The sequence below is a fragment of the Lentisalinibacter orientalis genome (genome assembly GCF_040706535.1).
GTDB lineage: Bacteria > Pseudomonadota > Gammaproteobacteria > Steroidobacterales > Woeseiaceae > Lentisalinibacter > Lentisalinibacter orientalis.
The window spans coordinates 86,188-110,284 of sequence record NZ_JAPDRJ010000002.1 but is presented as its reverse complement, the minus strand read 5'-3'; the positions used below and the strand labels follow the sequence as shown (position 1 = coordinate 110,284).

Sequence of the window (24,097 nt, the reverse complement as noted above, 5' to 3'; positions counted from 1 at the left end):
GATGCCGATGCAGCCGTGGCGGGCCCGCGGCCGCGTCTGGCTCGCAGCACCCTTTGTGATTCGCCCCCGCGTCGGGCAAGATTCGCAGCGCGGCGCGCGCCCGCCGCGGGCCCCGGGTCCGTCATCCGGGGCCATGACGATGGGGCGACAGCATTGCCGACAGCACTGGCGACAGGAGCCATGACCCAGATTCCCGCCGAACAACAGCTCGAGGAACTGACCCGGGGTGCCGAAGAGGTGCTGCCGGAGGGTGCGCTGCGCGCGAAACTGGCCGAAGGCCGGCCGCTGGTGGTCAAGGCCGGCTTCGACCCGACGGCGCCGGACCTGCACATCGGCCACACGGTGCTGATCAACAAGATGCGCCAGTTCCAGGAGTTCGGCCACGAGGTCGTCTTCCTGATCGGCGACTTCACCGGCATGATCGGCGACCCGTCGGGCAAGAACGCCACCCGCCCGCCGCTCAGCGAGGACGACGTGCGCGAGAATGCGCGTACCTACGAGGCGCAGATCTTCAAGATTCTGGACCCCGAGCGCACCCGCATCGAATTCAACTCCCGCTGGATGGGCGAGATGACCGCGGCCGACATGATCCGGCTGGCCTCCCGCCACACGGTCGCGCGCATGCTCGAGCGCGACGACTTTCACAAGCGCTACACTGGGGGCCAGGCGATCGCCATCCACGAGTTCCTCTATCCGCTGGTGCAGGGCTACGATTCGGTGGCGCTGAAGGCCGACGTGGAGCTGGGCGGGACGGACCAGAAGTTCAACCTGCTGGTCGGCCGGCAGCTGCAGCAGGACTACGGCCAGGCGCCCCAGGTGGTGTTCACCATGCCGCTGCTGGAAGGTCTGGGCGGCGTGGAGAAGATGTCCAAGTCGCTGAACAACTACGTGGGCATCACGGAGCCGCCGGACGAGATGTTCGGCAAGCTCATGTCGATCTCCGACGATCTCATGTGGCGTTACTTCGAGCTGCTGAGTTTCCGGCCGTTGGGCGAGATCCGCGCGCTGCGCGAGGCCGTCGCGGAGGGACGCAACCCCCGGGACGTGAAGTTCGAGCTGGGCCGCGAGATCGTGGACCGGTTCCACGGCGCCGGCGCGGGCGAGGCCGCGCAGGAGACCTTCATCGCCCGCTTCCGCAAGGGCGACATGCCCGAGGACATGCCGGCGCTCGACGTGGCCACCGAGGGCGGGCGGCTCGGCATCGCCCGGGTGCTGCGCTCGGCGGGCCTGGTGTCCAGCAACTCGGAGGCATTCCGCATGATCGGCCAGGGCGCGGTCCGGGTGGACGGCAATCGCATCGAGGACCGGGACCTGGAGCTCGAGGCCGGCAATACCCACGTCTGCCAGGTCGGCAAGCGCCGCTTCGCGCGTGTGACGCTGACCTGATACCGAAAAATCGAAAAATCGGGGGAACGGAAGGAGCGGCACGGCCGCTCCCGGATGATCTTTGTAAGGAGAGAACGATGCAGTTCAGGAAGATAGCCGTCTGTCTGGCCGCGCTGGCCGTGTTCGCCGCTGGCAGCGCGCTCGCCATGGATGCGAAGCAGGCCGGGAAGGCCTACGAGGTGCGCGAATCGCTGTTTAAACTGGTGGGGTGGAACATCGGGCCGCTGGCCGGCATGGCCAAGGAGGAGATCCCCTTCGACGCGGACAGGGCCGGCAAGCACGCGAGCCGCATCGCGGCATTGGTGCCGATGATCCCCGACGCCTTCGCCGCCGATACCCGGGGCTACGACCTGCCCACCGAGGCGAAGGACGCGATCTGGGAGGAGGAGGAGGAGTTCCTGGAACTTGCCGCGGCGATTCGCGAGAAGAGCGCCGCTCTCGAGACGGCGACCGCCGGCGGGGATTTCGACGCGTTCAGGACGGCGTTCGTCGAGATGGGACAGGCCTGCAAGGACTGCCACGACCGCTTCCGCGAGGACTGATTGCCGACCCCGCAAGGGGAGCGGCTCGGAACCGGAGGCTCAGAACAGGAAATCTGCGGCCGCCGGCTCCGGCGCCAGGTCCACCAGCAGCCACACCGTCCCGGCGGCGAGTGCGGCCAGGACCAGTGCCAGCAGGAGCCGGTGGCCGGCGATTCCCGCCGCCGGGTCGACGCCGCGCTTGCGGCCGGTGAACATGGCCGTCGCGAGGTCGATGCGCAGCCTGAGCCAGTAGGCGAGGATGGAGGCGACGTGCAGGCCCGTCAGTGCCAGCAGCAGGTTGAAGTTCACGGCGTGGAGCCAGGACGCCGTGTCGGCCAGGTCGTCGGACACTGCGCCGTGCCAGGGACCGCTGGTCAGCACGTCGTCGGTATTGAACAGCCCCGTCACCGCCTGCACGGACACCACGGCCAGCATGGCCAGCACTGACCAGCCGCCCAGGGGATTGTGCCCCGCGCTCACCCGCGCCCGCCCGGCCAGCCAGTCGCGGGCGTAGGCCACGACGGCGCCGGGGCCGCGCAGGAATTGCCCGAAGCGCGCGTGGCGCGGCCCGACGAAGCCCCACAGGAGCCGGAACACGATCAGCCCGATCACGAGGTAGCCGAGCCGCATGTGCCAGTCCATGTAGTTCACCCCGAGTTCGTGGGTGATCCAGCTGCCTGCCAGCGCCACTACCAGCAGCCAGTGGAACAGCCGCAGGGGCAGGTCCCAGACGAGGGCCGCGGCGGGCCGATCCGTGTCCTTTTTCATGGCGGCATTCAGCCAGAACCGCCCCGGCCCGGCAAGCATTCGCGCACCGGAACGCCGGGCTCACGGGACGGTCTAACGGAGTGGTTGGAAGGGTGTCCGCGGAGGGTATTCCGGCGGCGCCCCGGCCGCCGCCGAAAAGAATTTGCCATCGGGTGTTGACGGGGGCGGGATCGTCGCTATAATGCGCCCTCCCTGACGGCCGCGTCGCCGGCAGGAGACCCCGAAAAAACAGTGATGCAGGCAGCCTGGACTGTTGACCAACCCCGGCCTGCCTGTATAATTGTGGGTCTGCCCCGGATTCCGGGGAATCGCTCTTTAACAATACAATCAGGTAATTTGTGTGGGCGCTCGCGCTGGAATTTTCGGAAGCGAAAACCAGAGTGAGCGAACCAAACCTAAGTCAATGTGATTTAGAGCTTGGGGATCTCATTCTTCAAACTTCAATGTTTAAACTGAAGAGTTTGATCCTGGCTCAGATTGAACGCTGGCGGCATGCCTAACACATGCAAGTCGAACGGAAACGATGGGAGCTTGCTCCCAGGCGTCGAGTGGCGGACGGGTGAGTAATACTTAGGAATCTGCCCAGTAGTGGGGGATAGCCCGGGGAAACTCGGATTAATACCGCATACGCCCTACGGGGGAAAGCGGGGGATCTTCGGACCTCGCGCTATTGGATGAGCCTAAGTCGGATTAGCTTGTTGGTGAGGTAAAGGCTCACCAAGGCGACGATCCGTAGCTGGTCTGAGAGGACGATCAGCCACACTGGGACTGAGACACGGCCCAGACTCCTACGGGAGGCAGCAGTGGGGAATATTGGACAATGGGGGAAACCCTGATCCAGCAATGCCGCGTGTGTGAAGAAGGCCTGCGGGTTGTAAAGCACTTTCAGTAGCGAAGAAAAGCCGGCGGCTAATACCCGACCGGTCTTGACGTAACCTACAGAAGAAGCACCGGCTAACTCCGTGCCAGCAGCCGCGGTAATACGGAGGGTGCAAGCGTTAATCGGAATTACTGGGCGTAAAGCGCGCGTAGGTGGTTGGGTAAGTCAAATGTGAAAGCCCCGGGCTTAACCTGGGAATTGCATTCGATACTGCTTAACTAGAGTGTGGGAGAGGGAAGTGGAATTTCCGGTGTAGCGGTGAAATGCGTAGATATCGGAAGGAACACCAGTGGCGAAGGCGACTTCCTGGCCCAACACTGACACTGAGGCGCGAAAGCGTGGGTAGCAAACAGGATTAGATACCCTGGTAGTCCACGCCGTAAACGATGAGAACTAGATGTCGGGGGGATTTGCCCTTCGGTGTCGCAGTTAACGCATTAAGTTCTCCGCCTGGGGAGTACGCCGGCAACGGTAAAACTCAAAGGAATTGACGGGGACCCGCACAAGCGGTGGAGCATGTGGTTTAATTCGATGCAACGCGAAGAACCTTACCTGCCCTTGACATCCTCGGAACTTGTCAGAGATGACTTGGTGCCTTCGGGAACCGAGTGACAGGTGCTGCATGGCTGTCGTCAGCTCGTGTCGTGAGATGTTGGGTTAAGTCCCGCAACGAGCGCAACCCTTGTCCCTAGTTGCCAGCACTTCGGGTGGGAACTCTAGGGAGACCGCCGGTGACAAACCGGAGGAAGGTGGGGACGACGTCAAGTCATCATGGCCCTTATGGGCAGGGCTACACACGTGCTACAATGGCGCGTACAGAGGGTTGCCAGCCAGCGATGGTGAGCTAATCCCTTAAAGCGCGTCGTAGTCCGGATCGGAGTCTGCAACTCGACTCCGTGAAGTCGGAATCGCTAGTAATCGCGAATCAGAATGTCGCGGTGAATACGTTCCCGGGTCTTGTACACACCGCCCGTCACACCATGGAAGTTGGTTGCACCAGAAGTAGGTAGCCTAACCCTCGGGAGGGCGCTTACCACGGTGTGGCCAATGACTGGGGTGAAGTCGTAACAAGGTAGCCGTACGGGAACGTGCGGCTGGATCACCTCCTTTAAGAGTAAAGCGCAACCGCAAAGGAAGGCGCGAGCTCCCATACAAGTTACCTGATTGAATAGGCAACAGGCCTGGACTGCTGTCCGACCTCGCTCGAGAGAGCCCGGGCGCTTCGTGGACTCCGGGTCTGTAGCTCAGTTGGTTAGAGCGCACCCCTGATAAGGGTGAGGTCGGAAGTTCAAATCTTCCCAGACCCACCATCTCCACGTAGGAGGGGCTTCAGCCCCGATGTGCATGTAGGAGGGCCTTCAGGCCCGATCCATGAACATTTGAAAAGGGGCCATAGCTCAGCTGGGAGAGCGCCTGCTTTGCACGCAGGAGGTCGGCGGTTCGATCCCGCCTGGCTCCACCATCCAACCGGTGGCCCTGTTGCCTGTACGAAGACACCAAACGAAAGCATCAGAGCTTTCTTTTGATGTTTTTGCTCTTTAACAATCTGGATAAGTTTTGACGTCTAGGCTGAGTCTTCGGACTCAGTTTTTTAGAGTGTCGCATTCGCGTCGCAAGGACACGGCTCTGAGGCAGACCGGTAATCTTCTACCGCCTGTCAGACGAGCCTGGGGTCGAGCCCGCTCTGCTTTGCAAAAGGTGATGGAGCAGGTGAGGCCCCGCCCGATCGAAGGGTTGTCACGCAGGACTTTTGTCCGAGTGAGAACGCTTTGGGTTATATGGTCAAGCGACTAAGCGCACACGGTGGATGCCTAGGCGGTAGGAGGCGATGAAGGACGTGGTAGTCTGCGATAAGCCTCGGCGAGCTGACAAACTAGCTTCGACCCGGGGATTTCCGAATGGGGCAACCCACTCCGCTTGCGGAGTATTCTGTGCTGAATACATAGGTGCAGAAGGCGAACCTGGTGAACTGAAACATCTAAGTAACCAGAGGAAGAGAAATCAACCGAGATTCCCTCAGTAGCGGCGAGCGAACGGGGAACAGCCCAGTTACCATCAACTTGTGGATCCTAGCGGAACGATCTGGAAAGGTCGGCCATAGAAGGTGATAGCCCTGTATGCGAAAGGTGATACAAGGGGGTAACGAAGAGTAGGACGGGGCACGAGAAACCTTGTCTGAACATGGGGGGACCATCCTCCAAGGCTAAATACTCCCTACCGACCGATAGTGAACCAGTACCGTGAGGGAAAGGCGAAAAGAACCCCGGAGAGGGGAGTGAAATAGAACCTGAAACCGTGTGCGTACAAGCAGTCGGAGCCCCTTCGGGGGTGACGGCGTACCTTTTGTATAATGGGTCAGCGAGTTGTTTTCAGTGGCAAGCTTAACCACCTAGGGGAGGCGTAGGGAAACCGAGTCCGAACAGGGCGATTCAGTCGCTGGGAGCAGACCCGAAACCGGGCGATCTATCCATGGCCAGGGTGAAGGTAGGGTAATACCTGCTGGAGGCCCGAACCGGGTAATGTTGAAAAATTATCGGATGAGCTGTGGATAGGAGTGAAAGGCTAATCAAGCTCGGAGATAGCTGGTTCTCCTCGAAAGCTATTTAGGTAGCGCCTCGTGTCTCACTCCTGGGGGTAGAGCACTGTTTCGGCTAGGGGGCCATCCCGGCTTACCAAACCGATGCAAACTCCGAATACCAGGAAGTGCAATCACGGGAGACACACGGCGGGTGCTAACGTCCGTCGTGGAGAGGGAAACAACCCAGACCGCCAGCTAAGGTCCCCAAGTTACAGCTAAGTGGGAAACGATGTGGGAAGGCGAAGACAGCCAGGAGGTTGGCTTAGAAGCAGCCACCCTTTAAAGAAAGCGTAATAGCTCACTGGTCTAGTCGGCCCGCGCGGAAGATTTAACGGGGCTCAAGCTGTACACCGAAGCTGCGGACGCATGCTTGCATGCGTGGTAGAGGAGCGTTCTGTAAGCCTGTGAAGGTGTGTCGCGAGGCATGCTGGAGGTATCAGAAGTGCGAATGCTGACATGAGTAACGATAATGCGGGTGAAAAACCCGCACGCCGAAAACCCAAGGTTTCCTGCGCAACGCTAATCGGCGCAGGGTGAGTCGGCCCCTAAGGCGAGACCGAAAGGTGTAGTCGATGGGAATCAGGTTAAAATTCCTGAACCGGCTGTTACTGCGATGGGGGGACGGAGAAGGCTAGGTCAGCCGGCTGTTGGTTGCCGGTTTAAGCAAGTAGGAAGTGTCCTTAGGCAAATCCGGGGACACAATTCCGAGATGTGATGACGAGCTCCCTATGTGGAGCGAAGTGATTGATGCCATGCTTCCAGGAAAAGCCTCTAAGCTTCAGGTGACAGTTGACCGTACCGTAAACCGACACAGGTGGGTGAGGAGAGAATCCTAAGGCGCTTGAGAGAACTCGGGTGAAGGAACTAGGCAAATTGGTACCGTAACTTCGGGAGAAGGTACGCCCCTGTTGGTGATGAGACTTGCTCTCTGAGCTGGTGGGGGTCGCAGTGACCAGGTGGCTGCGACTGTTTATTAAAAACACAGCACTCTGCAAACTCGAAAGAGGAAGTATAGGGTGTGACGCCTGCCCGGTGCCGGAAGGTTAATTGATGGGGTTAGCGTAAGCGAAGCTCTTGATCGAAGCCCCGGTAAACGGCGGCCGTAACTATAACGGTCCTAAGGTAGCGAAATTCCTTGTCGGGTAAGTTCCGACCTGCACGAATGGCGTAACGATGGCCACACTGTCTCCACCCGAGACTCAGTGAAATTGAAATCGCTGTGAAGATGCAGTGTACCCGCGGCTAGACGGAAAGACCCCGTGAACCTTTACTACAGCTTTACACTGAATTTTGAACCTGCTTGTGTAGGATAGGTGGGAGGCTTTGAAGCGTGGACGCCAGTCTGCGTGGAGCCAACCTTGAAATACCACCCTGGCATGTTTGAAGTTCTAACCCAGGCCCGTTATCCGGGTCGGGAACAGTGTATGGTGGGTAGTTTGACTGGGGCGGTCTCCTCCCAAAGAGTAACGGAGGAGTACAAAGGTACCCTCAGTGCGGTCGGACATCGCACGTTGCGTATAAAGGCATAAGGGTGCTTGACTGCGAGACAGACAAGTCGAGCAGGTGCGAAAGCAGGTCTTAGTGATCCGGTGGTTCTGTATGGAAGGGCCATCGCTCAACGGATAAAAGGTACTCCGGGGATAACAGGCTGATTCCTCCCAAGAGTCCACATCGACGGAGGAGTTTGGCACCTCGATGTCGGCTCATCACATCCTGGGGCTGTAGCAGGTCCCAAGGGTATGGCTGTTCGCCATTTAAAGTGGTACGCGAGCTGGGTTTAGAACGTCGTGAGACAGTTCGGTCCCTATCTGCCGTGGGCGTTGGAAACTTGAGAAGAGCTGCTCCTAGTACGAGAGGACCGGAGTGGACGCACCTCTGGTGTTCCGGTTGTCACGCCAGTGGCACTGCCGGGTAGCTATGTGCGGACGGGATAACCGCTGAAAGCATCTAAGCGGGAAGCCCCCTTCAAGATTAGGTTTCCCTGGACCCTCGAGGTCCCTGAAGAGCCCTCGAAGACTACGAGGTTGATAGGCTGGGTGTGGAAGTTCAGTAATGAATGAAGCTAACCAGTACTAATTGCTCGTGAGGCTTGGCCATATAACACCAAAGCGTTTTCGCGACGCTAAGCGACACTCTGACGTCAAAACTTTCCAGATTGTTAACCCTATTGGGGGTGAGGTATGCCTCACCCCAACCGGTTTGCCTGGCGGCAATAGCGAGCGGGAACCACCTGATCCCATCCCGAACTCAGAAGTGAAAACGCTCAGCGCCGATGGTAGTGTGGGGTCTCCCCATGTGAGAGTAGGTCACCGCCAGGCTTTATATTCAGGAAGGCCGCCCCGGAAACGGGGCGGCCTTTTTGTTTTGGGTGAGCTGTCAGGCCCGATCGTCGGCTTGGACGGCTCGCAGTACGAATGCGGTCCCCTTTTCGAGCGATACGGGGTCGCCCAGGCTCATGCCTTGTCTGGATCGGGCGGGCGAGTGCGGCCGCTTCTGCTCCCGACTGGACTATCATTGATCATCCATGGATCATCTGATCGGCTCCGATGCCTTTCCGATTCCGCCAATGCAGCGCCCGTACCTATACCGTTTCGATAACGCCGTCTTCGCACCGCTGGAGGGCCGGCTGCGCCTGGGTGATCATGACGTGATTCTCGAGCAGAAGGTCTCGGACCTGCTCCGGGCGTTCTGCCGCCGGCCCGGACAGGTGCTGACCAAGACCTGGCTGATGGAGGAAATCTGGCCGGGGCGCATCGTCAACGAGGACAGCCTGTCGGTGGCGGTCAGCAAGCTCAGGCGTGCACTGGGCGATCGTGCCGGTGCGCCAAAGTACATCCGGACCGTGACCGGTACGGGCTATATCTGGCTGCCTGAAACGCGGCGTGTTTCCACAGGAACGGAAAACTCTCTGCGGTCAGCGCGACCGAGAGCGGGCTGGTGGCCGTGGTCCGGTCTGGTCGCCATCGGCTTGCTGGGCGCCGCCATTGGCGGCTGGTGGCTAAGCCGCGAAGACACGCCGGCGCGGCTCCGGGAGCCGACGACCGCGGAGAGCCGGAGCGCGGAAGTAGGCCAGTTACTCGAAAGGGCCGGGGAGCGGCTCGGCAGCGAGCGCCCCGAAGTCCTGCGCCAGGCTATCGCCGACTTCAGAGCCGTGCTCGAGGAGCACCCCGGCGCGATCGGAGCCTACCTCGGTATTGCTGAGGCCAAGCTGGACCTGAGCGGGCTGACCGGCCATCTCGATATCGAACTGTACGCCGACGAAGTTCACGCCCTGCTCGACCACGTACTCGAAGTCGACCCCGACAATGCCCGCGCCTGGCTGCGCAAGGCAGAACTGCACTGGCTGGCGGACTGGGACCTTCAGGCCGCCGAGCACGCGTATCTGCGCGCCATCGAGTTCGATCCGGACGAGCCGGGAAGTTACCTGGCCTACAGCGAGTTCCTGCTTTCCCTGGGTGAGTTCGAACGATCCGAAGCGATCCTTCAGCATCTGCGCGAGATCGATCCCGCGTGGTATCGCTTCGTCAACATGACCTTCGTCTACACCATGAACGGAGAGCTGGAGCGCGCCCTCGCCGAGACCCGGCGCCTCATGAACAGCGAACCGGACTCGGAATCCTACCGCAGAATGCTGCATCGCCTCGGCCTGCTGCTCGGCGACGACGAGATGGCTTTCGACCAACTCGTGCTCCTCATGCGAGAGGCAAACGTGGCCGAGGAGAAGATCGCCGAATACACCGAGCTTTACCGTCAGCGTGGCATGCCGGCCCTGTTCGGCCAGCTGCTCGACGATCGTCCAAAACGCAACATCGGTCATTACATTCCGCCAATCAGCTGGGCGCGCTACGCCGTGGTGGCCGGCCGCCCCGGCGAGGCCTTCCGCTGGCTCAACGAGGCCGTCGATGAACGCCAGCCCCAGATCCTGCTGGTCAACGTCGATCCCCACTACCTGCCTCTCCGCAATGATCCGCGCTTCGCCGAGTTGCTGAATCGCCTGCCGCAGCGGGCAGCGGATCCCACGAACAGCGAATAGAAACACGCATCAGGACGCTTCTTGGCTGACCAGGGTGGTGACCGGGAATTCCTCCGACGAGAGCACCGTGACCTGGTCGCCGCTGCGAATCGACTCCGCGCCGCGCACGACCACCTGCTGGCCGGCGGCCAGCGAGCCCTCGACGGCGACGGAATCACCATGGTCCGCGCCCACCTCGACCGGTACCGCAAGCACCTTGCCCTCCGCGTCGAGCACGAAAACCCGAATGTGTTTTTCACCCAGCACCAGGGCATCGCGGGGTACGATAAACTGTTCTGACGGCAGAGCCGTGGGGACGGCCACGCTGATCAGCTGGCCGATGCGGAACTGCGACGCCATCGAAGGCGGCACGGCCAGGTAGCCCACAAAACTCTGCGACTGCTCATCGCTGACCGGCACCGTGGCCCGCACGGTCATCTCGGCGCTGCCCGATCCCCAGTGCACGCGCAGGCGTCCGATCGCAGTCGGCAGGTCGCTGTGCACCAGTGGGCCATGGAAACGGATCTCGAGCGTCTCGGTACTGACCACGTGCGCCACCGGCTGCGTGGCCGAAACGCTTTCGCCTCGCTGCTGGAAGCGCTGGGTCACCATGCCGTCGAAAGGCGCGACGATGAGGGTCCTGGCCAGGTCGTCGCGGGCGCGGTCGATCTCGACCTCCAACAGCTCGGCGTCCGAGCGGGCCATGCCCAGGTCGGCTTCGAGCGCGTCGACCTCGCGCGCCGAGATCGAGTGCTGCTGCTGCAGCCTGCGATAGCGCTGGAGATCCTGCTCGAGCCGGCGAATCTCGATGTGCTTCTTGTTCAGGCGCGCCTTCAGTTCGCGCAGGTTCAGTTCGAAGGGACGATCGTCCAGTCGGGCGACCGGCTCGCCTTGCACGACCCGCGTACCGGGCTCGGCCACCCAGGTGAGCGAGCCGGCGATGCCGGCCGAAACCGAAGAGTCGGAGCGACTCTGCACTGTGCCGGTGACCATCAGGCTCGGACTGATTCGGTCGGATTCGACCGACACCACGGAGACCACCGGATGATCAGCGGCCAGGACGGGGCTGGGCAGCAGCGCACCGGCCACCATGGCGAGCCAAACGGCATTCTTGTAGCGATTGAGCGTATTCATGATCAGTATTCCTTTCTCGAGGGCGGTTGTCAGGACGCCTGGATGGCGGATTCGGATGAAGCAGGGCTGCCGGCGCGGAAATCGCGCAGCCGCGCCATCAGCCGCAGTGCCGCGGCCATGAAGACGACGGTAAACAGTGTGCTGGTAAGCATGCCTCCCACAATCACCACGGCCAGGCCACGGTAGATTTCGCTGCCCACGCCGGGCACCAGCACCAGCGGCAGCATGCCGACCACGGAAGTGAGCGTGCTCATCCAGATCGGGCGAACCCGCGTCTCCACGGCCATCCGGATGGCCTCCTCCCTCGACAGCCCCTCGGCGTTTCCGCGCCGGACGCGGTCAATCAGCAGGATGGCGTTGTTGACCACCAGGCCCATCAGGATCACGAAGCCGATCATGGTCAGCAGGTCCAGGGACTGGAAGGCGAACAGGTTGAGCGCGCGCAGGCCAAGCACGCCGCCGGCCAGCGCCATCGGCATTGAGGCCAGCACGAGCGCACTGTCGAGCGCGGAACGGAAGAGCGCGGTCATGAGCAGGAACAGCACCAGCGCGGCAAAGGCGAAGTTCCAGGTCATCGTCTCGATGGTGTCAGCCAGGTCATCGGAGCCGCCTGCGAGCATGAGGTGAATCCCGGGACTGACCTGTGCCTGGGCATCGGCCATGATCGGCCGGAGCTTTTCCAGTGCGACCTGCAGCGACATGTCAGAAGGCGGCGTGATGGCGATGGTGAAGGTGCGCTCGCCGTTGTAGCGGCGAAGCTGGGTCGGGCCTGTCCGGCGCTCGGCACGGGTGAGTTGCCCCAGCGTCTGCACGCCTGATAGCGGCGTGGCCATGGGGACGGCCTGGAGCTGCTCCGGGGAGTTCCAGCGCGGCGCCTTGAGGATGATGTTCTGGCGGCGGCTGCCGTCGAACTGCTCACCCAGGTACAGCCCGCCGGTGGCCGCTCGAACCATTTTCGCCACCTGGCTGCGGTCGAGACCGGCTTGTGCCACCGCATGGTCGTCGGGCGTCAGTACGAGCTGCGGCTGTGCGGCATTCAGATTCGGCAGCGGACGCAGACCCGCACCGGCTATCTCGCTCCGGATGCGCTGCATGGTCTGGGCGGCAACCTGGCGCGAGGCGTCGTCGAGCTCGCCATTGAAGTTCAGGTAGATCGAACGGCTGCCGCCCACGTTGATGCTCAGCAATGAGGCCTGGAACGGAAACCCGCTCGTGCCCGGCAGGTCGGCAAGGATTTCCGTGCGCAGCACATGGAGCAGCTCCTGCACCTCGCGCGGGTCTTCCGGATAGACGAACAGAATCTTGCCGCCTTCGCTCATGGCCAGGTTGTAGGCGCGGATCGCCGGAGATTTATCGCCGCTGCGATACGGCTCGAGCCGCCGCATCAGCGTGCGGCCAATCTCGTTCTCCAGCGTCTCGTAGCTGGCCCCCGGCGGCACGGCGAAGACGGCCATGATGCCTTCCCACTTTGCCTCGGGCAGGAAGTCGGTCTCGGGCGTCAGTGCCCAGATCACCATCGCGGCCCCGGGTCCGAGCACGAGCAGCCAGAGAAGCGCCCGGCGGTCATTGCCGACCAGCGACAGATAATGATGCGCCAGGCGATACCAGAAGCGTGGCGGCTGCCCGCCGTCGGACTCGCGCGTAAGAAAGATGCCCGCGACCACCGGTACAAGGAAGAAGGCGCCCAGCATGGAGGCGCACACCGCCACGGCCATGCTCACTGCCAGGTCGAAGAACAGCTGCCCTTCCACCCCCTGCATGAACACAATGGGCGTGAAGATCGCCACCGTCGTCAGCGTAGAGGCGAACAGTGCCGGTGCCACCTCGACCGTACCCTTCACCACCGCCTTCTTCAGAGGCTCGCCGTGCTGCAGCAGGCGGACGATGTTTTCCTGCACGACGATCGCGGCATCCAGCACCAGGCCGACGGAAAAGGCGAGGCCGGCCAGCGAGATGATGTTGAGGCTGCGACCGAGGAGGTCGAGCACCAGCAGCGCCGACAGCAGTGAGACCGGAATGGTCAGCGCGATCAGCACCGTAGCGCGCCAGCCGCGCAACATGGCATAAAGCAGCCCCATGGCCAGCGCGATACCCAGTCCCAGGTTACCCTGCACCAGCGCGACAGCGCGTTTGATGTGCTCGGACGAGTCGAAGCTGAGGGTCAGCTCCAGGTCGGCATCGAGCAGGTGGTTTTCGTTGACCTCGGCGACGCGCTTCCTGAGCGCCGTCATGATGTCGACCGTGTTGGCATTGGAGGCCGCGAACAGCTGGATGTAGAAGGCCGGATCCCCGTTGCGATAAGCGAAGCCTCTCATCGGTTCGTGGCCCTGGCGGATTTCGGCGATCTCGCCCAGTCGCACCGGCCGCCCCTCGTTGTAGGCCACGATCATCTGCGCCCACTCGTCGGACAGATACTGGCCGGCGAAACGCACGGTGTACTCGCGTCGCCCCACCGAGGCGAAGCCGCCCGAGACGTCGCCGGCGCCCTGGATGCGGGCGAGCAGGGCGTCGAGCTGCAACCCCAGTGCGGCCATGCGATAGGGATCGAACACGATCTCGAGTTGCGACTCGCGGAAGCTGTTGAGCTCCACGCTGGTCACGCCCGGAATGGTGCGAAGCGCCGGCGCGACAGTCTGGCGGATGAGCTCCTGATCGCCGGTGAAATCGCCGTCGGCGCCATCGGCCGTCTTGCGGATCAGCAGCGTGGCCAGCGGTTGCTCCAGGCCCCCGAGACTGATCATCGGCTCCTCGGCGTCGCGCGGCCGGGGCGGGGCCTGGTTCATGGCGTTGATCACGTCCATGAGCTTCATCTGCATGTCCGTACCCACCTGGAAAGACAGCACGGTGATACTCATGCCCGCGCGTACCGACGATTTAATGCTCTCCAGGCCGACGATCGTCTCGAGCACCTCCTCCTGTGGCTCGACCAGTTCGGCCTCCATTTCGGCGGGCGCAGCCGAGCGCCAGAAATTGAGGATGGTGATCCTGGGCCGCTCGAGGTTGGGCGTGAGCTGTACGGGCAGGTTGATCAGGGCAGCGACCCCCATGATCCCGACAATCAGGAACACGACGACGGTGGCGACGGGGTTGGCGTGAGAGAGCTTGAACAGGTTCATGGCGCAATTCCCGCGTGGGCGTGATGAATGTGCAGCTCATCATCCGCATCGCCGCGCGAACGGTCCTGAAGCCGGACCGAAATATCCGGAAAGCTCCCGAAATCCCGCTTAAGAATCGCTTCAAGTCATTGTTTTTTTGAATGCAGGAGGGCCTTCAGGCCCGATGCGAATCGCGGCTAAAGCCGCTCCTACGGTGTAAGATCCAGACCGGTTTGCCTGGCGCTGTAGCTCGCTCGCAGGCAAACTGATCGGGGAACCACAAGAATGACGACTTGGGGGGAGAGGCTATGACACGCTTCGATTCCTACTCACCCGGCACCTTCAGCTGGGTGGACCTGATGGCGAAGGACGTCGCGACGGCCAGACGCTTCTACGGCGCATTGTTCGACTGGACCGCCGAGGAGCAGGACACACAGGGTGGCCCGCCCTACGTCATGTTCACGCATGACGGCGACGAGGTCGCCGGTCTCGACCAGATGCCCGACGAGATGCAGCAGCAGGGCGTGCCCGGCGTGTGGTCGAGCTATGTCACGGTCGCCGATCTGGGCGACACGGTGGGCCGCGTCAAGGCGCATGGCGGCAAGGTCGCCATGCCGCCGACGCAGGTATTCGATGCCGGCCACATGGCTGTCGTCACGGATCGGGAGGGCGCCGCGCTCAGCCTCTGGCAGCCCCTGGAGCACAGGGGTGCCGCCAAGTGCAATGAGCCCGGCGCGTTCTGCTGGAACGAACTCGCCGTCCGCGACATCGACGGCGCCCGGGAGTTCTACCATGGCGTATTCGGCTGGGATTACACGCTCAATGACGATGCGCCGACCACCTACTACCTGATCTGCAACGGCGACCGGACCAACGGCGGCTTCCTGCAGATGAACGAGCAGTGGGGCGACATGCCTTCACACTGGAGCGTCTACTTCGCGGTAGACGACGTCGATGCCCGGGTGGCGAAGGTCAGGAAACTCGGCGGCACCGTGCACGCCGATCCGTTCGAGACCCCGGTCGGACGCCTGACCGTCGTGCAGGACGACCAGGGTGCGCATTTCTACATGTTGCAGCTGAAGGGCTAGCAGCGCATCAGGGCACCCGCCTGCAATTTCTTCGGCTGGGGCGTCAGGGCGTCGATGGCCGCCGCTGCTTGGTCCGGCCTGCCTCGCAGTAATCAGAGTTGGAAGCGGTAGAAGGCGGCGGCGAGATTTCCGCTCGCCGCGCGTGCGCGGCAATTCAGCTTATCAGCCGATAATCGCCCAACCGGAACCAACTGCGCGAGAGGATAAAACCGGTCAATGATTCCGGTGAAAGACTGGTGACCTCCCCGGTCATGTTTTTTCGGTAGAAAGCGGTGCATGTGGCGTTCTGCCAGACTGTCTTCTGCATCTTTGCTCTCATCCTGGCAACGTAGGCATCCTGAAGATCGCGCCTGGCATCGATCGCCTTGATATCCGGATTGCGTTTCACAGCACTAATGGCCTGCACGATATAGCCCGTCGCAGCCTCCATGTAGGACATTTGTGAGCTGTGACCGGTACCGGTGTTCGGACCGTTCACCTTGAAATAGTTGGGGTAACCGGAAACGGTGATGCCCTTGTATGAGACCGCCTCCTTTTCCCACTCGCTGTTGAGGTGGCGGCCGCCCCGGCCATAGACCTGGAAGGTCAGCGCCCGCTTCATGTCGGAATAAGCGTAATATCCCGTGGCGAAAACGATGACATCCAGGCCTATTTCCCGGCCGTCCCTTGTTCGAATGCCTGTGGGCGTGATGCACTCGATGCCGCTGATATTGACATCGACATTCTCACGGGCCAGGGCGGGCAGATAGTCATTGGTCGGAATGACCCGCCTGCAGCCCAATTCGTAATCGGGCATCATGTGCCGACGCAAATCGTCGTCCCGAATGTGTTTTTCGAGATGCCGCCTCAGCCTTCTCCGGTAATAAGCTTTCATGAGCCGACTGATGCTCATGGTTCCCGGATAGCGCCGAAAGGCGATGAACCTGACGTCATACAGAATAAAAACGAACCCGCGGATCAGGTGCCGGATGCCCGGCAGCGTTCGAATGTATCGCCCTGCGGCAGTGTAATGCCGGTCCGAACGCGGAAGTATCCACTGCGCCTTGCCCATGAACAGGGTTAATCGGGAAACCTTGTCGGCAATGGCAGGAACGATCTGCGCCGCCGAACATCCGGAACCGATGATGCCGATGCGCTTCTGGGCATAAGAGACCGCATGATCCCAGTTCCCGGCATGAAACATGGGGCCGTCAAAGCTCCCCGCACCCGGAATACGGGGGATATGCGGGTTCGCCAGCACACCGCTGGTGTCGATGACAAAGCGAGCGCTGAAGCTTTCGCCTGATCCGGTCTCTGCATGCCACAGGCAGGCGTTCTCGTCATAGCGAAGCGTTGTAACCGCCTGCTGTGTTCTGGCTTTTTTTGCCAGTCCGAACGTATCGATGATATGCCGCGTGTATGCAAGTAACTCACTTTGCGGCGCAAAGGTTTTGTTGAACGGGTAGGGAATAAAAGAAATCGAATAGAGGGACGTTGGAATATCCACCTCCGCCCCTGGATAGGAGTTCACCTGCCAGGTTCCACCCAACTCGGCGCTTCGTTCCAGCAGGACAAAATCGGTGAAACCCTTTTTCTGTAAACGGATCGCCGCCAGCAACCCGGAAAACCCGGTGCCGATGATCAGGGTCTCGAAATACTGTGTTTCGTCCGGGTTGTTACCGGCCGCCAGTGCGTTACTTGCGGCCGGTTGATCTGATCCTTTTATCGTAATGACGGAGATCCCCTGAAGCTCGATGGAGCGACTTATTACGTTAGAGTCCGCCCACACGAAAATCCTTCGGCGATTTCTTCACTCCGACGCGATTGGTTGCAAGGATTCGAGGTTCCGTCGAGCGCCAAGCGACCCGCTCACCCGCCCGCTTCAGGTCATATCCCGCAGCCATGCGCTGAGCCCCGCCGGGTCGATCAGCCTGATCACCCCGTAGCCGCACTCGAGGAAACCGTGATCTTCGAGCTGCCCCAGGTTCTCGCCGACGACCGTGCGGGACATGTTCGACAGCGAAGCGAGATCGGCTTGCGTCAGGTCGAGTTCGAGACTCGATGCGTGCTCCTGTTCCGGATCAGGGCGCAGACCTGCCAGGCGAAGCAAGATGGCGGCCAGCCTGCGTCGGGGCGAGCGGATGGTCATGTCGTCGATGGCGGATATTGCGATCCGGGTGTTGTGGGCGAGACACAGCGCGATCCAGCGCCAGAGTTCCGGTTCCGCTGCCGTCAGTGCCTGCAAGTCCGACCTGGGCAAACAGACCGCGCAGCCCCGACGGGTCGCCATGATCCACGTCGCGCGCGTCGTGTCCAGGATATAAGCGAGCTCGCCGACCCAGGCTCCCGACCGATACAGGTGCACGGTCTGCGGGCCCTGTTCATGCGGTGCTATCTGAAAAGAGAAACCACCCGAAACAATCCCATAGATGCCATCCGGCTTGTCGCCGAAGCGAAGCAGGTACTGCCCGCGCTCGAACGGCGGCAGTAGCCGGCAGCGGACGAGCAGTTTCTCCCGAAGCACGGGTGGCATATCCTTGAGCCAGCCTCGGCGGCGCAGGATCTCCCGGGCCGCGTCGATGGAATCGATCTCCTCCCCCGGGTCCATCCGCAATTGTCCATAGCCGTCATTGTGCTGACCGGCCTGATGATAGTTGGCCGTCGGCCAAATGACCAGACGCCGGGAGGCGGCGCCTCGTCGCATCCTCTGCGCCATCAATAACAGCCACAAAGAAAAGGAATCTCATGGATCGCTGTCTCTTACTAATCGCGACGATGGCAACCGCTCTCGCCCTGGCAACGACGGCTGAAGCCCAGCAAAGCGAGGAGGAACTCGCCAAGCAGCTGGCGAACCCGGTGGCCGCACTGATCAGCGTGCCCTTCCAGTGGAACTACGACCAGAACATAGGTTCGCTCGATGATGGCACACGCTCATTTCTCAACGTGCAGCCTGTGATCCCGGTGTCGCTGAACGAGGACTGGAACCTCATCTCGCGCACCATCGTGCCGCTGATCGACCAGGACGACATCTTCCCCGGCGCAGGCGGGCAGAGCGGACTGGGCGACATCGTACAGAGTGCCTTCTTCTCGCCCGTCGAGCCGACCGCCGGCGGCTGGATCTGGGGCGTCGGTCCGGCTCTTCTGCTGCCGACGGCGACGGACGAACTGCTCGGCGCGGACAAGTGGGCCATCGGCCCGACGGCGGTGGCGCTGCGTCAACAGGGTCCGTGGACGTACGGGGGGCTCGTCAATCATCTCGTCTCGTTCGCTGGCGATGACGATCGCAGTGACATCAATGCCACCTTCCTGCAACCGTTCGTCTCCTACACTACGCCCAACGCCTGGACCTTCACGCTGCAGACCGAGAGCACCTACGACTGGGAGGGCGAACAGTGGACCCTCCCGATCATCGGCGTCGCGTCGAAGGTGACGAAGATCGGCGATCAACTCGTGAGCATCGGCGGCGGCATACGGTACTACGTGGACAGCCCCGAGACCGGCCCGGACGGCTGGGGCGCGCGGATCGTGTTCACGCTGTTATTCCCGAAGTGATTCCTTGCAGATGAAGAGAGTGATGAGCATTTCCGATGTGCCTGAATTGCTGAGGCCCGCACTAATTGCGCTGGTTGCAACAATCGGTACGGCAGGCCTCACGGCCTGCGGTCAAACGCAGGAAGCTGCCACCGGTGAGGCGGCGGTTGCAGCCGCCGAGGTGATCTATCACGGCGGCGACATCCTGACACTGGATGACGACGACACGATCGCCGAAGCCCTGGCGGTGGCAGGCGGACGTATTCTCGCCGCAGGCACTGAAGATGCGGTATTCACGCACCGTACCGATGCGACGACAGTGGTCCACCTGCAGGGTCGCACCGTGTCGCCCGGCTTCATCGACAGCCACAGCCACTACTTCAATGCGCTGCTCCTGGCCGATCAGGTCAATCTGTATCCGCCGCCGGCAGGGCCGGGCGCGGACGTCGATAGCATCGTCGCCGCGCTCGAGCGTTTCGCCCGGGAGCGTGAGATCCCGGCGGGGCAGATGATCATGGCGTACGGATACGACGACACGGTCATGCCGGACGGACGCCTGCTCAACCGTGACGACCTGGATGCCGCCTTTCCGGACAACCCGGTTCGCGTCGATCACATCTCCATGCACGGCGCCGTGCTGAACAGTCTCGCGCTCGAGCAGTACGGCATCGAAGCCGACACCGAAACGCCGCCGGGCGGCGTGATCGTCCGCAAACCGGGGACGAGCGAACCCTGGGGGCTGATCATGGAAACCGCCTTCCTCCCGGTTTTCGAGCAGACACCGCCGCTGACGCCGGACGAGGAGATCGCGGGCACCAGAGCTGCGCACCGCATGTACGCCGCCGCCGGTATCACCACGGCTCAGGAAGGCGCCACGCACCTGCATCAGCTCGAGGCGATCAGGCGCGCGGCGGATGCCGGCGCCCACAGCATCGATGTCGTCGTGTTCCCGTTCATCACCGACGTGGACAAGACGCTCGCGGAGTTCCCGATCGAGCAGTGGGGTGAATACCGGAATCGATTGAAGATCGGCGGCGTCAAGATCACCATCGACGGCTCTCCGCAAGGCCGCACCGCGGCATTCACGACGCCTTACCTGACGGGTGGCCCGAGCGGCGAGGACAGCTGGAAAGGGGAGCTGTTCGCGCCGCAGGAGGCCATAAACCGGGGCCTGAAGAAGGTCTATGAACTCGGTGTACCAGTGACTTTCCACGTCAATGGAGATGCGGCCATCGACTCCCTGATCGTGGCACATGAGTTCGCGGCGGCCGACGATCCGAGCCGGTACCGCAACGTCACGGCCATCCACGCCCAGTTCACCCGCCGCGACCAGATAGACGCCTTCGTCGAGTACCAGATCAGGCCATCGTTCTACGCCCTGCACACTTACTATTTCGCAGAGGCGCACATCGAAAACCGCGGCACGGAGCAGGCGCATTACATCAGCCCGCTACGCGACGCGATCGACGCAGGCTTGCGCCCGACGAACCACACCGATGCACCCGTCGTACCCCTCGATCAGATGTTCATGCTCTGGTCGGCGGTCAACCGCATCTCGCGTGCCGGTGACGAGATCGGGCTCGGCCAGAGGATCACGCCGCTGGAAGGGCTCAAGGCGATGACGGTATGGGCGGCCGAGCAGTATGGCGAGCAGGGCAGCAAGGGCTCGCTCGAGCCCGGAAAAGCCGCCGACCTGGTGATCCTCGACGGCAATCCGATGACCGTGGATCCGATGGTGATCAAGGACATCCGCGTGATCGAGACCATCAAGGACGGCCGTACGGTCTTCAGGGCCGAATGATGGACGGCAAACCGAAAATTGATGCATTGACCAGGAGCCGAGCATGACACGAATGATCAAGGGTACGGCAGTCGCGATCGGGGCTTTTGCGTCCTTCGCCGTATTTGCCGCCGAACCCGCGGACACGATCTATCACAACGGTACGATCATCACGGTCGACGATGCGAGGCCGGCCGCCGAGGCCGTTGCCGTGCGCGACGGCCGTATTCTCGCGGTGGGCAGCGAGGCGGAGGTTCTCGATACGGCGGGAGAAGATACCCGCCGGGTGGATCTCGCGGGCCGAACCATGCTGCCCGGGTTCGTCGACTCCCACGGCCACGCGTATATGATCGGGCTGCAGGCCTCTACGGCGAATCTCCTGCCGCCGCCGGACGGTGTCGGCAGCGACATCCCGGCCCTGCAGAAGCTGCTGACCGACTGGACGGATCAGAACCAGGGTGCCGTCGAGCGGGTCGGCTGGATCGCAGGCTTCGGCTATGACGACTCCCAGCTCGCCGAGCAGCGGCATCCCACCCGGCAGGAGCTGGATGCGGTGTCCACCGAGTATCCGGTGCTGATCATTCACCAGTCCGGGCACCTCGGCGTCGCCAACACGAAGGCGCTCGAGCTGGCTGGTGTCACGGCCGCGACCAAGGACCCCGAGGGTGGCGCCTTCCGCCGGGAGGCCGGATCGAAGCAGCCGAACGGCGTGCTGGAGGAATATGCGTTCTTCTATCTGATCTCGAAGCTCGCCGCTCGGTTCGACGACACCATCAACGAGGCGCTGGTCGTCGAGGGCACGAAGCTCGCCGCCTCCTACGGCTATACCACCGTGCAGGAAGGCCGCGCCATGCAGACGTCCGTCGATGCCATGCGCCGCGTGGCGGACAAGGGCGGTCTGATGGTGGACCTGGTTACGTACCCGGACATCCTGGAGGTGGACGACATCCGGCCGTCCATGCAGTACACGAACCGGTTTCGCATCGGTGGCGCCAAGCTGACCATCGACGGATCACCCCAGGGCAAGACGGCCTTCCTGTCCGAGCCTTATTTCGTCGTGCCGGAAGGCCAGCCGGCGGACTATCGGGGCTACGCCGCGATCACCGAAGAGACGGTTGACGAGGCCGTGGAGAAGGCCTTCGCCAACGGCTGGCAGCTCCTGTGTCATGCCAACGGCGATGCGGCCATCGACCAGTTCATTAACGCCGTGCGCGCGGCACGGCAGAAGTACCCGGCGGTAAGCAATCGACCCGTTCTGGTCCACGGCCAGACGCTCAGGAAGGATCAGGTAGCCGAACTGGACGAACTCGGCATCTTCCCCTCCCTGTTTCCGATGCACACCTTCTACTGGGGCGACTGGCACCGGGAGTCGGTGCTCGGTCCCGAGCGCGCCGAGAACATCTCGCCGACCGGCTGGGTGCTCGAGCGAGGCATGATGTTCGGCAGCCATCACGACGCGCCCGTTGCATTACCCGATTCCATGCGCATCCTCTCGTCCACGGTTACGCGCCGGTCGAGGACCGGCGACATACTGGGCGCGATACACCGGGTGCCGGTAGAGACTGCCCTCAAGGCCCTGACGATCTGGCCGGCCTGGCAGCACTTCGAGGAGAGCCACAAGGGCAGTATCACGCCGGGGAAACTGGCCGACTTCGTGATCCTGTCGGACAATCCGCTGACCGTTGCGGAGGATCAGCTCGACGACCTGGTGGTGCTCGAGACCATCAAGGAGGACGAGACGATCTACGAGCGCCCGCAGCAGGCCGCGTCCCGCGTTTCTCCGGCACTGTTCGGCATCACCCTGCATGACGAACCGCACCAACAACTGGTTCCCGGCAAGGAGCACGTCCACGGCGACGGCTGCTTCAACCCGGGGCTGAACATGCTCTACCACGCCATCACGGGTGCCGCCCCGCACTGATATCGAGACACCTGTAGGAGGGCCTTCAGGCCCGATGCTCGGTCGGGCCTGAAGGCCCTACAGAAATACTGGAACAGCCGGTCTGTGGCCGGACCGGCCCGCGCACGGATGCGCATCTCTCGTGCCGGCACTGCCCCGCCGGTCCTGCGCATCCTATCCTTGGCCAGGATGTGGGCGGCGTAATACCGCCAGCACTTCCGTCTCGCACAGCAGTTCGGGGCGGCAGACCACGGCCTCGACCAGCACATTCGGAAACCCCTCGAAGCCGGACTCGCGGAACTTCTCCCGCAGGCGGTCGGCATTTGCGGGGTCTTTCACATAGGTGATCGCCGAGACGACGTCACCGAACGTCGCCCCCTGACCCTCGAGAAGCGCAGCCACGTTGACGAGCATGCGATGGGCCTGCGCGTCGAAGTCACCCACGTGCACCGTCGCGCCCGTCTCGTCGAGGCTCGCGGTCCCGGACACCAGCAGGCCTATTTTGTTCGAGTCCTCGATGCGCATGCCGCGTGAGAAATCCGCGCCATAGACGGGAGCCTCGTTCAGCGTCGGCGTGGTCATCACCGCGCGTGGGGGCAAGGCGTCAGCCTGCAAGGCGGAGAAGGCCAGGGAGATATCGTGTCCCGGCGCCGCCAGTCCGGCGCCGATGCCGGTGCTCGCGGGTGAGGGATCGATGCGGCGCGACCGGAAGAACTCGCGCCGGGCACGATTCAGATCCGGATAATCACGGTTCATCTCGCTCAGGTAGATCCAGGTGCGTGTGACGTCGCTGAAAGCCATTCCGGCTCGTTCCAGCAGATCCTCCGCAAGCTCGAAAAGCGAATGCGTCTGCCGATAGGCGTCGGCGCCGTAGCCGTAAAGGTTGCCGGTCTGCAGGCGGTGCTCGGCGCCGACCGGAAACAGGTAGCCGCGTGAAAGCGAGCACTCCGGGCATTGGCAAGCCGTAGCAGGCGACAGAGTCCTGCCATGGACGGCTCTTTCCTCGTCCGTTTTCGGGATAACGGCGTGAACCAGAATCGCGAGAGCGGCATCAGCGTCCAGTGGGGGTTGTTCCACGCAGGTGATCGCCGGTTGATGGTCCGGGCTACCATTCTCGGTCAGTACCCGATCACGCGCCCTGCGACAGATGTGCAGATCCGCTTGCGCATTCCTGAGAAACACCCATTCGGAAACCACGGCGCCGTAGCTCGCTCCTTCGGCACCGAGAGTCTCGAGAATGGTGTGATAGACGGCCGCCGCCTGGGTCTCCGGCTCTCCGCCGGCGGCGGAAGGCTGGCAGCTGAAGTGGATCTCCCGGGCGTTCCGGCCGTCTACACGGCGTATGTTGACGAGGCAGCGCCGGCCGTCGGCTCCCGTCGCAACGATTCGCGATGATGCCATAAGTCAGAAGCTTGAGGCGGAGCTCAGAAACGGCATGGCCGCTT

Annotated in this window: 13 protein-coding genes, 2 tRNA genes and 3 rRNA genes; 12 read left to right on the top strand and 6 right to left on the bottom strand. The window is 62.3% G+C overall.

Features of this window, described 5'->3' with window-relative positions; all coding sequences use genetic code 11:
* The first annotated feature begins 180 nt into the window (after positions 1–180).
* Both tyrS and ACJMK0_RS10400 read left to right on the top strand, forming a co-directional pair.
* A complete protein-coding gene (gene tyrS / locus ACJMK0_RS10405) occupies positions 181–1,386 on the top strand; it encodes a tyrosine--tRNA ligase (protein WP_405238123.1) in 1,206 nt (401 codons plus the stop codon).
* Between the two features lie 77 nt (positions 1,387–1,463).
* Complete coding sequence (locus ACJMK0_RS10400) at positions 1,464–1,928, top strand: c-type cytochrome (protein WP_405238121.1); 465 nt, start codon at positions 1,464–1,466, stop codon at positions 1,926–1,928.
* A gap of 39 nt (positions 1,929–1,967) precedes the next feature.
* Here ACJMK0_RS10400 and ACJMK0_RS10395 read toward each other — a convergent pair whose 3' ends face one another.
* Positions 1,968–2,675 carry a cytochrome b/b6 domain-containing protein gene (locus tag ACJMK0_RS10395; RefSeq protein ID WP_405238119.1) on the bottom strand — a complete coding sequence of 236 codons (708 nt, stop codon included), beginning with the start codon at positions 2,673–2,675 and terminating at the stop codon, positions 1,968–1,970.
* 449 nt (positions 2,676–3,124) lie between these two features.
* On the opposite strand from ACJMK0_RS10395, the gene ACJMK0_RS10390 reads away from it, so the two are divergent.
* From ACJMK0_RS10390 to ACJMK0_RS10365, 6 genes are all read left to right on the top strand, one after another.
* Positions 3,125–4,665 (top strand): 16S ribosomal RNA (locus ACJMK0_RS10390).
* 123 nt (positions 4,666–4,788) lie between these two features.
* A tRNA-Ile gene (locus ACJMK0_RS10385) sits at positions 4,789–4,865 on the top strand.
* A 76-nt stretch (positions 4,866–4,941) separates the two neighbouring features.
* Positions 4,942–5,017 (top strand) — tRNA-Ala (locus ACJMK0_RS10380).
* 318 nt (positions 5,018–5,335) lie between these two features.
* Positions 5,336–8,230: ribosomal RNA gene (locus ACJMK0_RS10375) — 23S ribosomal RNA — on the top strand.
* Positions 8,231–8,335: 105 nt separating this feature from the next.
* Positions 8,336–8,451, top strand: a 5S ribosomal RNA gene (rrf, locus tag ACJMK0_RS10370).
* Together the 16S, 23S and 5S rRNA genes with 2 tRNA genes alongside form the textbook arrangement of a ribosomal RNA operon.
* Before the next feature lie 206 nt (positions 8,452–8,657).
* Complete coding sequence (locus ACJMK0_RS10365) at positions 8,658–10,166, top strand: winged helix-turn-helix domain-containing protein (protein ID WP_405238118.1); 1,509 nt, start codon at positions 8,658–8,660, stop codon at positions 10,164–10,166.
* A gap of 9 nt (positions 10,167–10,175) precedes the next feature.
* Here the strand turns inward: ACJMK0_RS10365 and ACJMK0_RS10360 are convergent, their stop codons facing one another.
* Together ACJMK0_RS10360 and ACJMK0_RS10355 are read right to left on the bottom strand one after the other, a co-directional pair.
* Positions 10,176–11,279, bottom strand: a complete 1,104-nt coding sequence (locus ACJMK0_RS10360; protein ID WP_405238116.1) for an efflux RND transporter periplasmic adaptor subunit — start codon at positions 11,277–11,279, stop codon at positions 10,176–10,178.
* Positions 11,280–11,308: 29 nt separating this feature from the next.
* On the bottom strand, positions 11,309–14,395 hold the full coding sequence (locus tag ACJMK0_RS10355; protein WP_405238114.1) for an efflux RND transporter permease subunit: 3,087 nt from the start codon (positions 14,393–14,395) through the stop codon (positions 11,309–11,311).
* Between the two features lie 287 nt (positions 14,396–14,682).
* Between ACJMK0_RS10355 and ACJMK0_RS10350 the strand changes: the two genes are divergently transcribed.
* Complete coding sequence (locus ACJMK0_RS10350; RefSeq protein ID WP_405238112.1) at positions 14,683–15,462, top strand: VOC family protein; 780 nt, start codon at positions 14,683–14,685, stop codon at positions 15,460–15,462.
* Between the two features lie 154 nt (positions 15,463–15,616).
* On the opposite strand, the gene ACJMK0_RS10345 is transcribed toward ACJMK0_RS10350, so the two are convergent.
* Together ACJMK0_RS10345 and ACJMK0_RS10340 are read right to left on the bottom strand one after the other, a co-directional pair.
* Positions 15,617–17,230 carry a flavin-containing monooxygenase gene (locus ACJMK0_RS10345; RefSeq protein WP_405238110.1) on the bottom strand — a complete coding sequence of 538 codons (1,614 nt, stop codon included), beginning with the start codon at positions 17,228–17,230 and terminating at the stop codon, positions 15,617–15,619.
* A gap of 93 nt (positions 17,231–17,323) precedes the next feature.
* On the bottom strand, positions 17,324–18,145 hold the full coding sequence (locus ACJMK0_RS10340; RefSeq protein WP_405238108.1) for a Crp/Fnr family transcriptional regulator: 822 nt from the start codon (positions 18,143–18,145) through the stop codon (positions 17,324–17,326).
* A gap of 41 nt (positions 18,146–18,186) precedes the next feature.
* Here ACJMK0_RS10340 and ACJMK0_RS10335 point away from each other — a divergent pair, with 41 nt between their 5' ends.
* From ACJMK0_RS10335 to ACJMK0_RS10325, 3 genes are read left to right on the top strand one after another with little or no spacing between them, the layout of a single operon-like run.
* Positions 18,187–18,993: a transporter gene (locus ACJMK0_RS10335; protein ID WP_405238106.1), complete on the top strand. Its 807-nt coding sequence runs from the start codon at positions 18,187–18,189 to the stop codon at positions 18,991–18,993.
* Positions 18,994–19,015: 22 nt separating this feature from the next.
* Positions 19,016–20,773 carry an amidohydrolase gene (locus ACJMK0_RS10330; RefSeq protein ID WP_405238104.1) on the top strand — a complete coding sequence of 586 codons (1,758 nt, stop codon included), beginning with the start codon at positions 19,016–19,018 and terminating at the stop codon, positions 20,771–20,773.
* Positions 20,774–20,816: 43 nt separating this feature from the next.
* Positions 20,817–22,673, top strand: coding sequence for an amidohydrolase (locus ACJMK0_RS10325; RefSeq protein WP_405238102.1), 1,857 nt, complete (start codon positions 20,817–20,819; stop codon positions 22,671–22,673).
* Positions 22,674–22,826: 153 nt separating this feature from the next.
* On the opposite strand, the gene ACJMK0_RS10320 is transcribed toward ACJMK0_RS10325, so the two are convergent.
* Entirely contained in the window at positions 22,827–24,053 is a 1,227-nt protein-coding gene (locus ACJMK0_RS10320; protein ID WP_405238101.1) for a Rid family hydrolase, read from the bottom strand.
* Positions 24,054–24,097 lie beyond the last annotated feature (44 nt).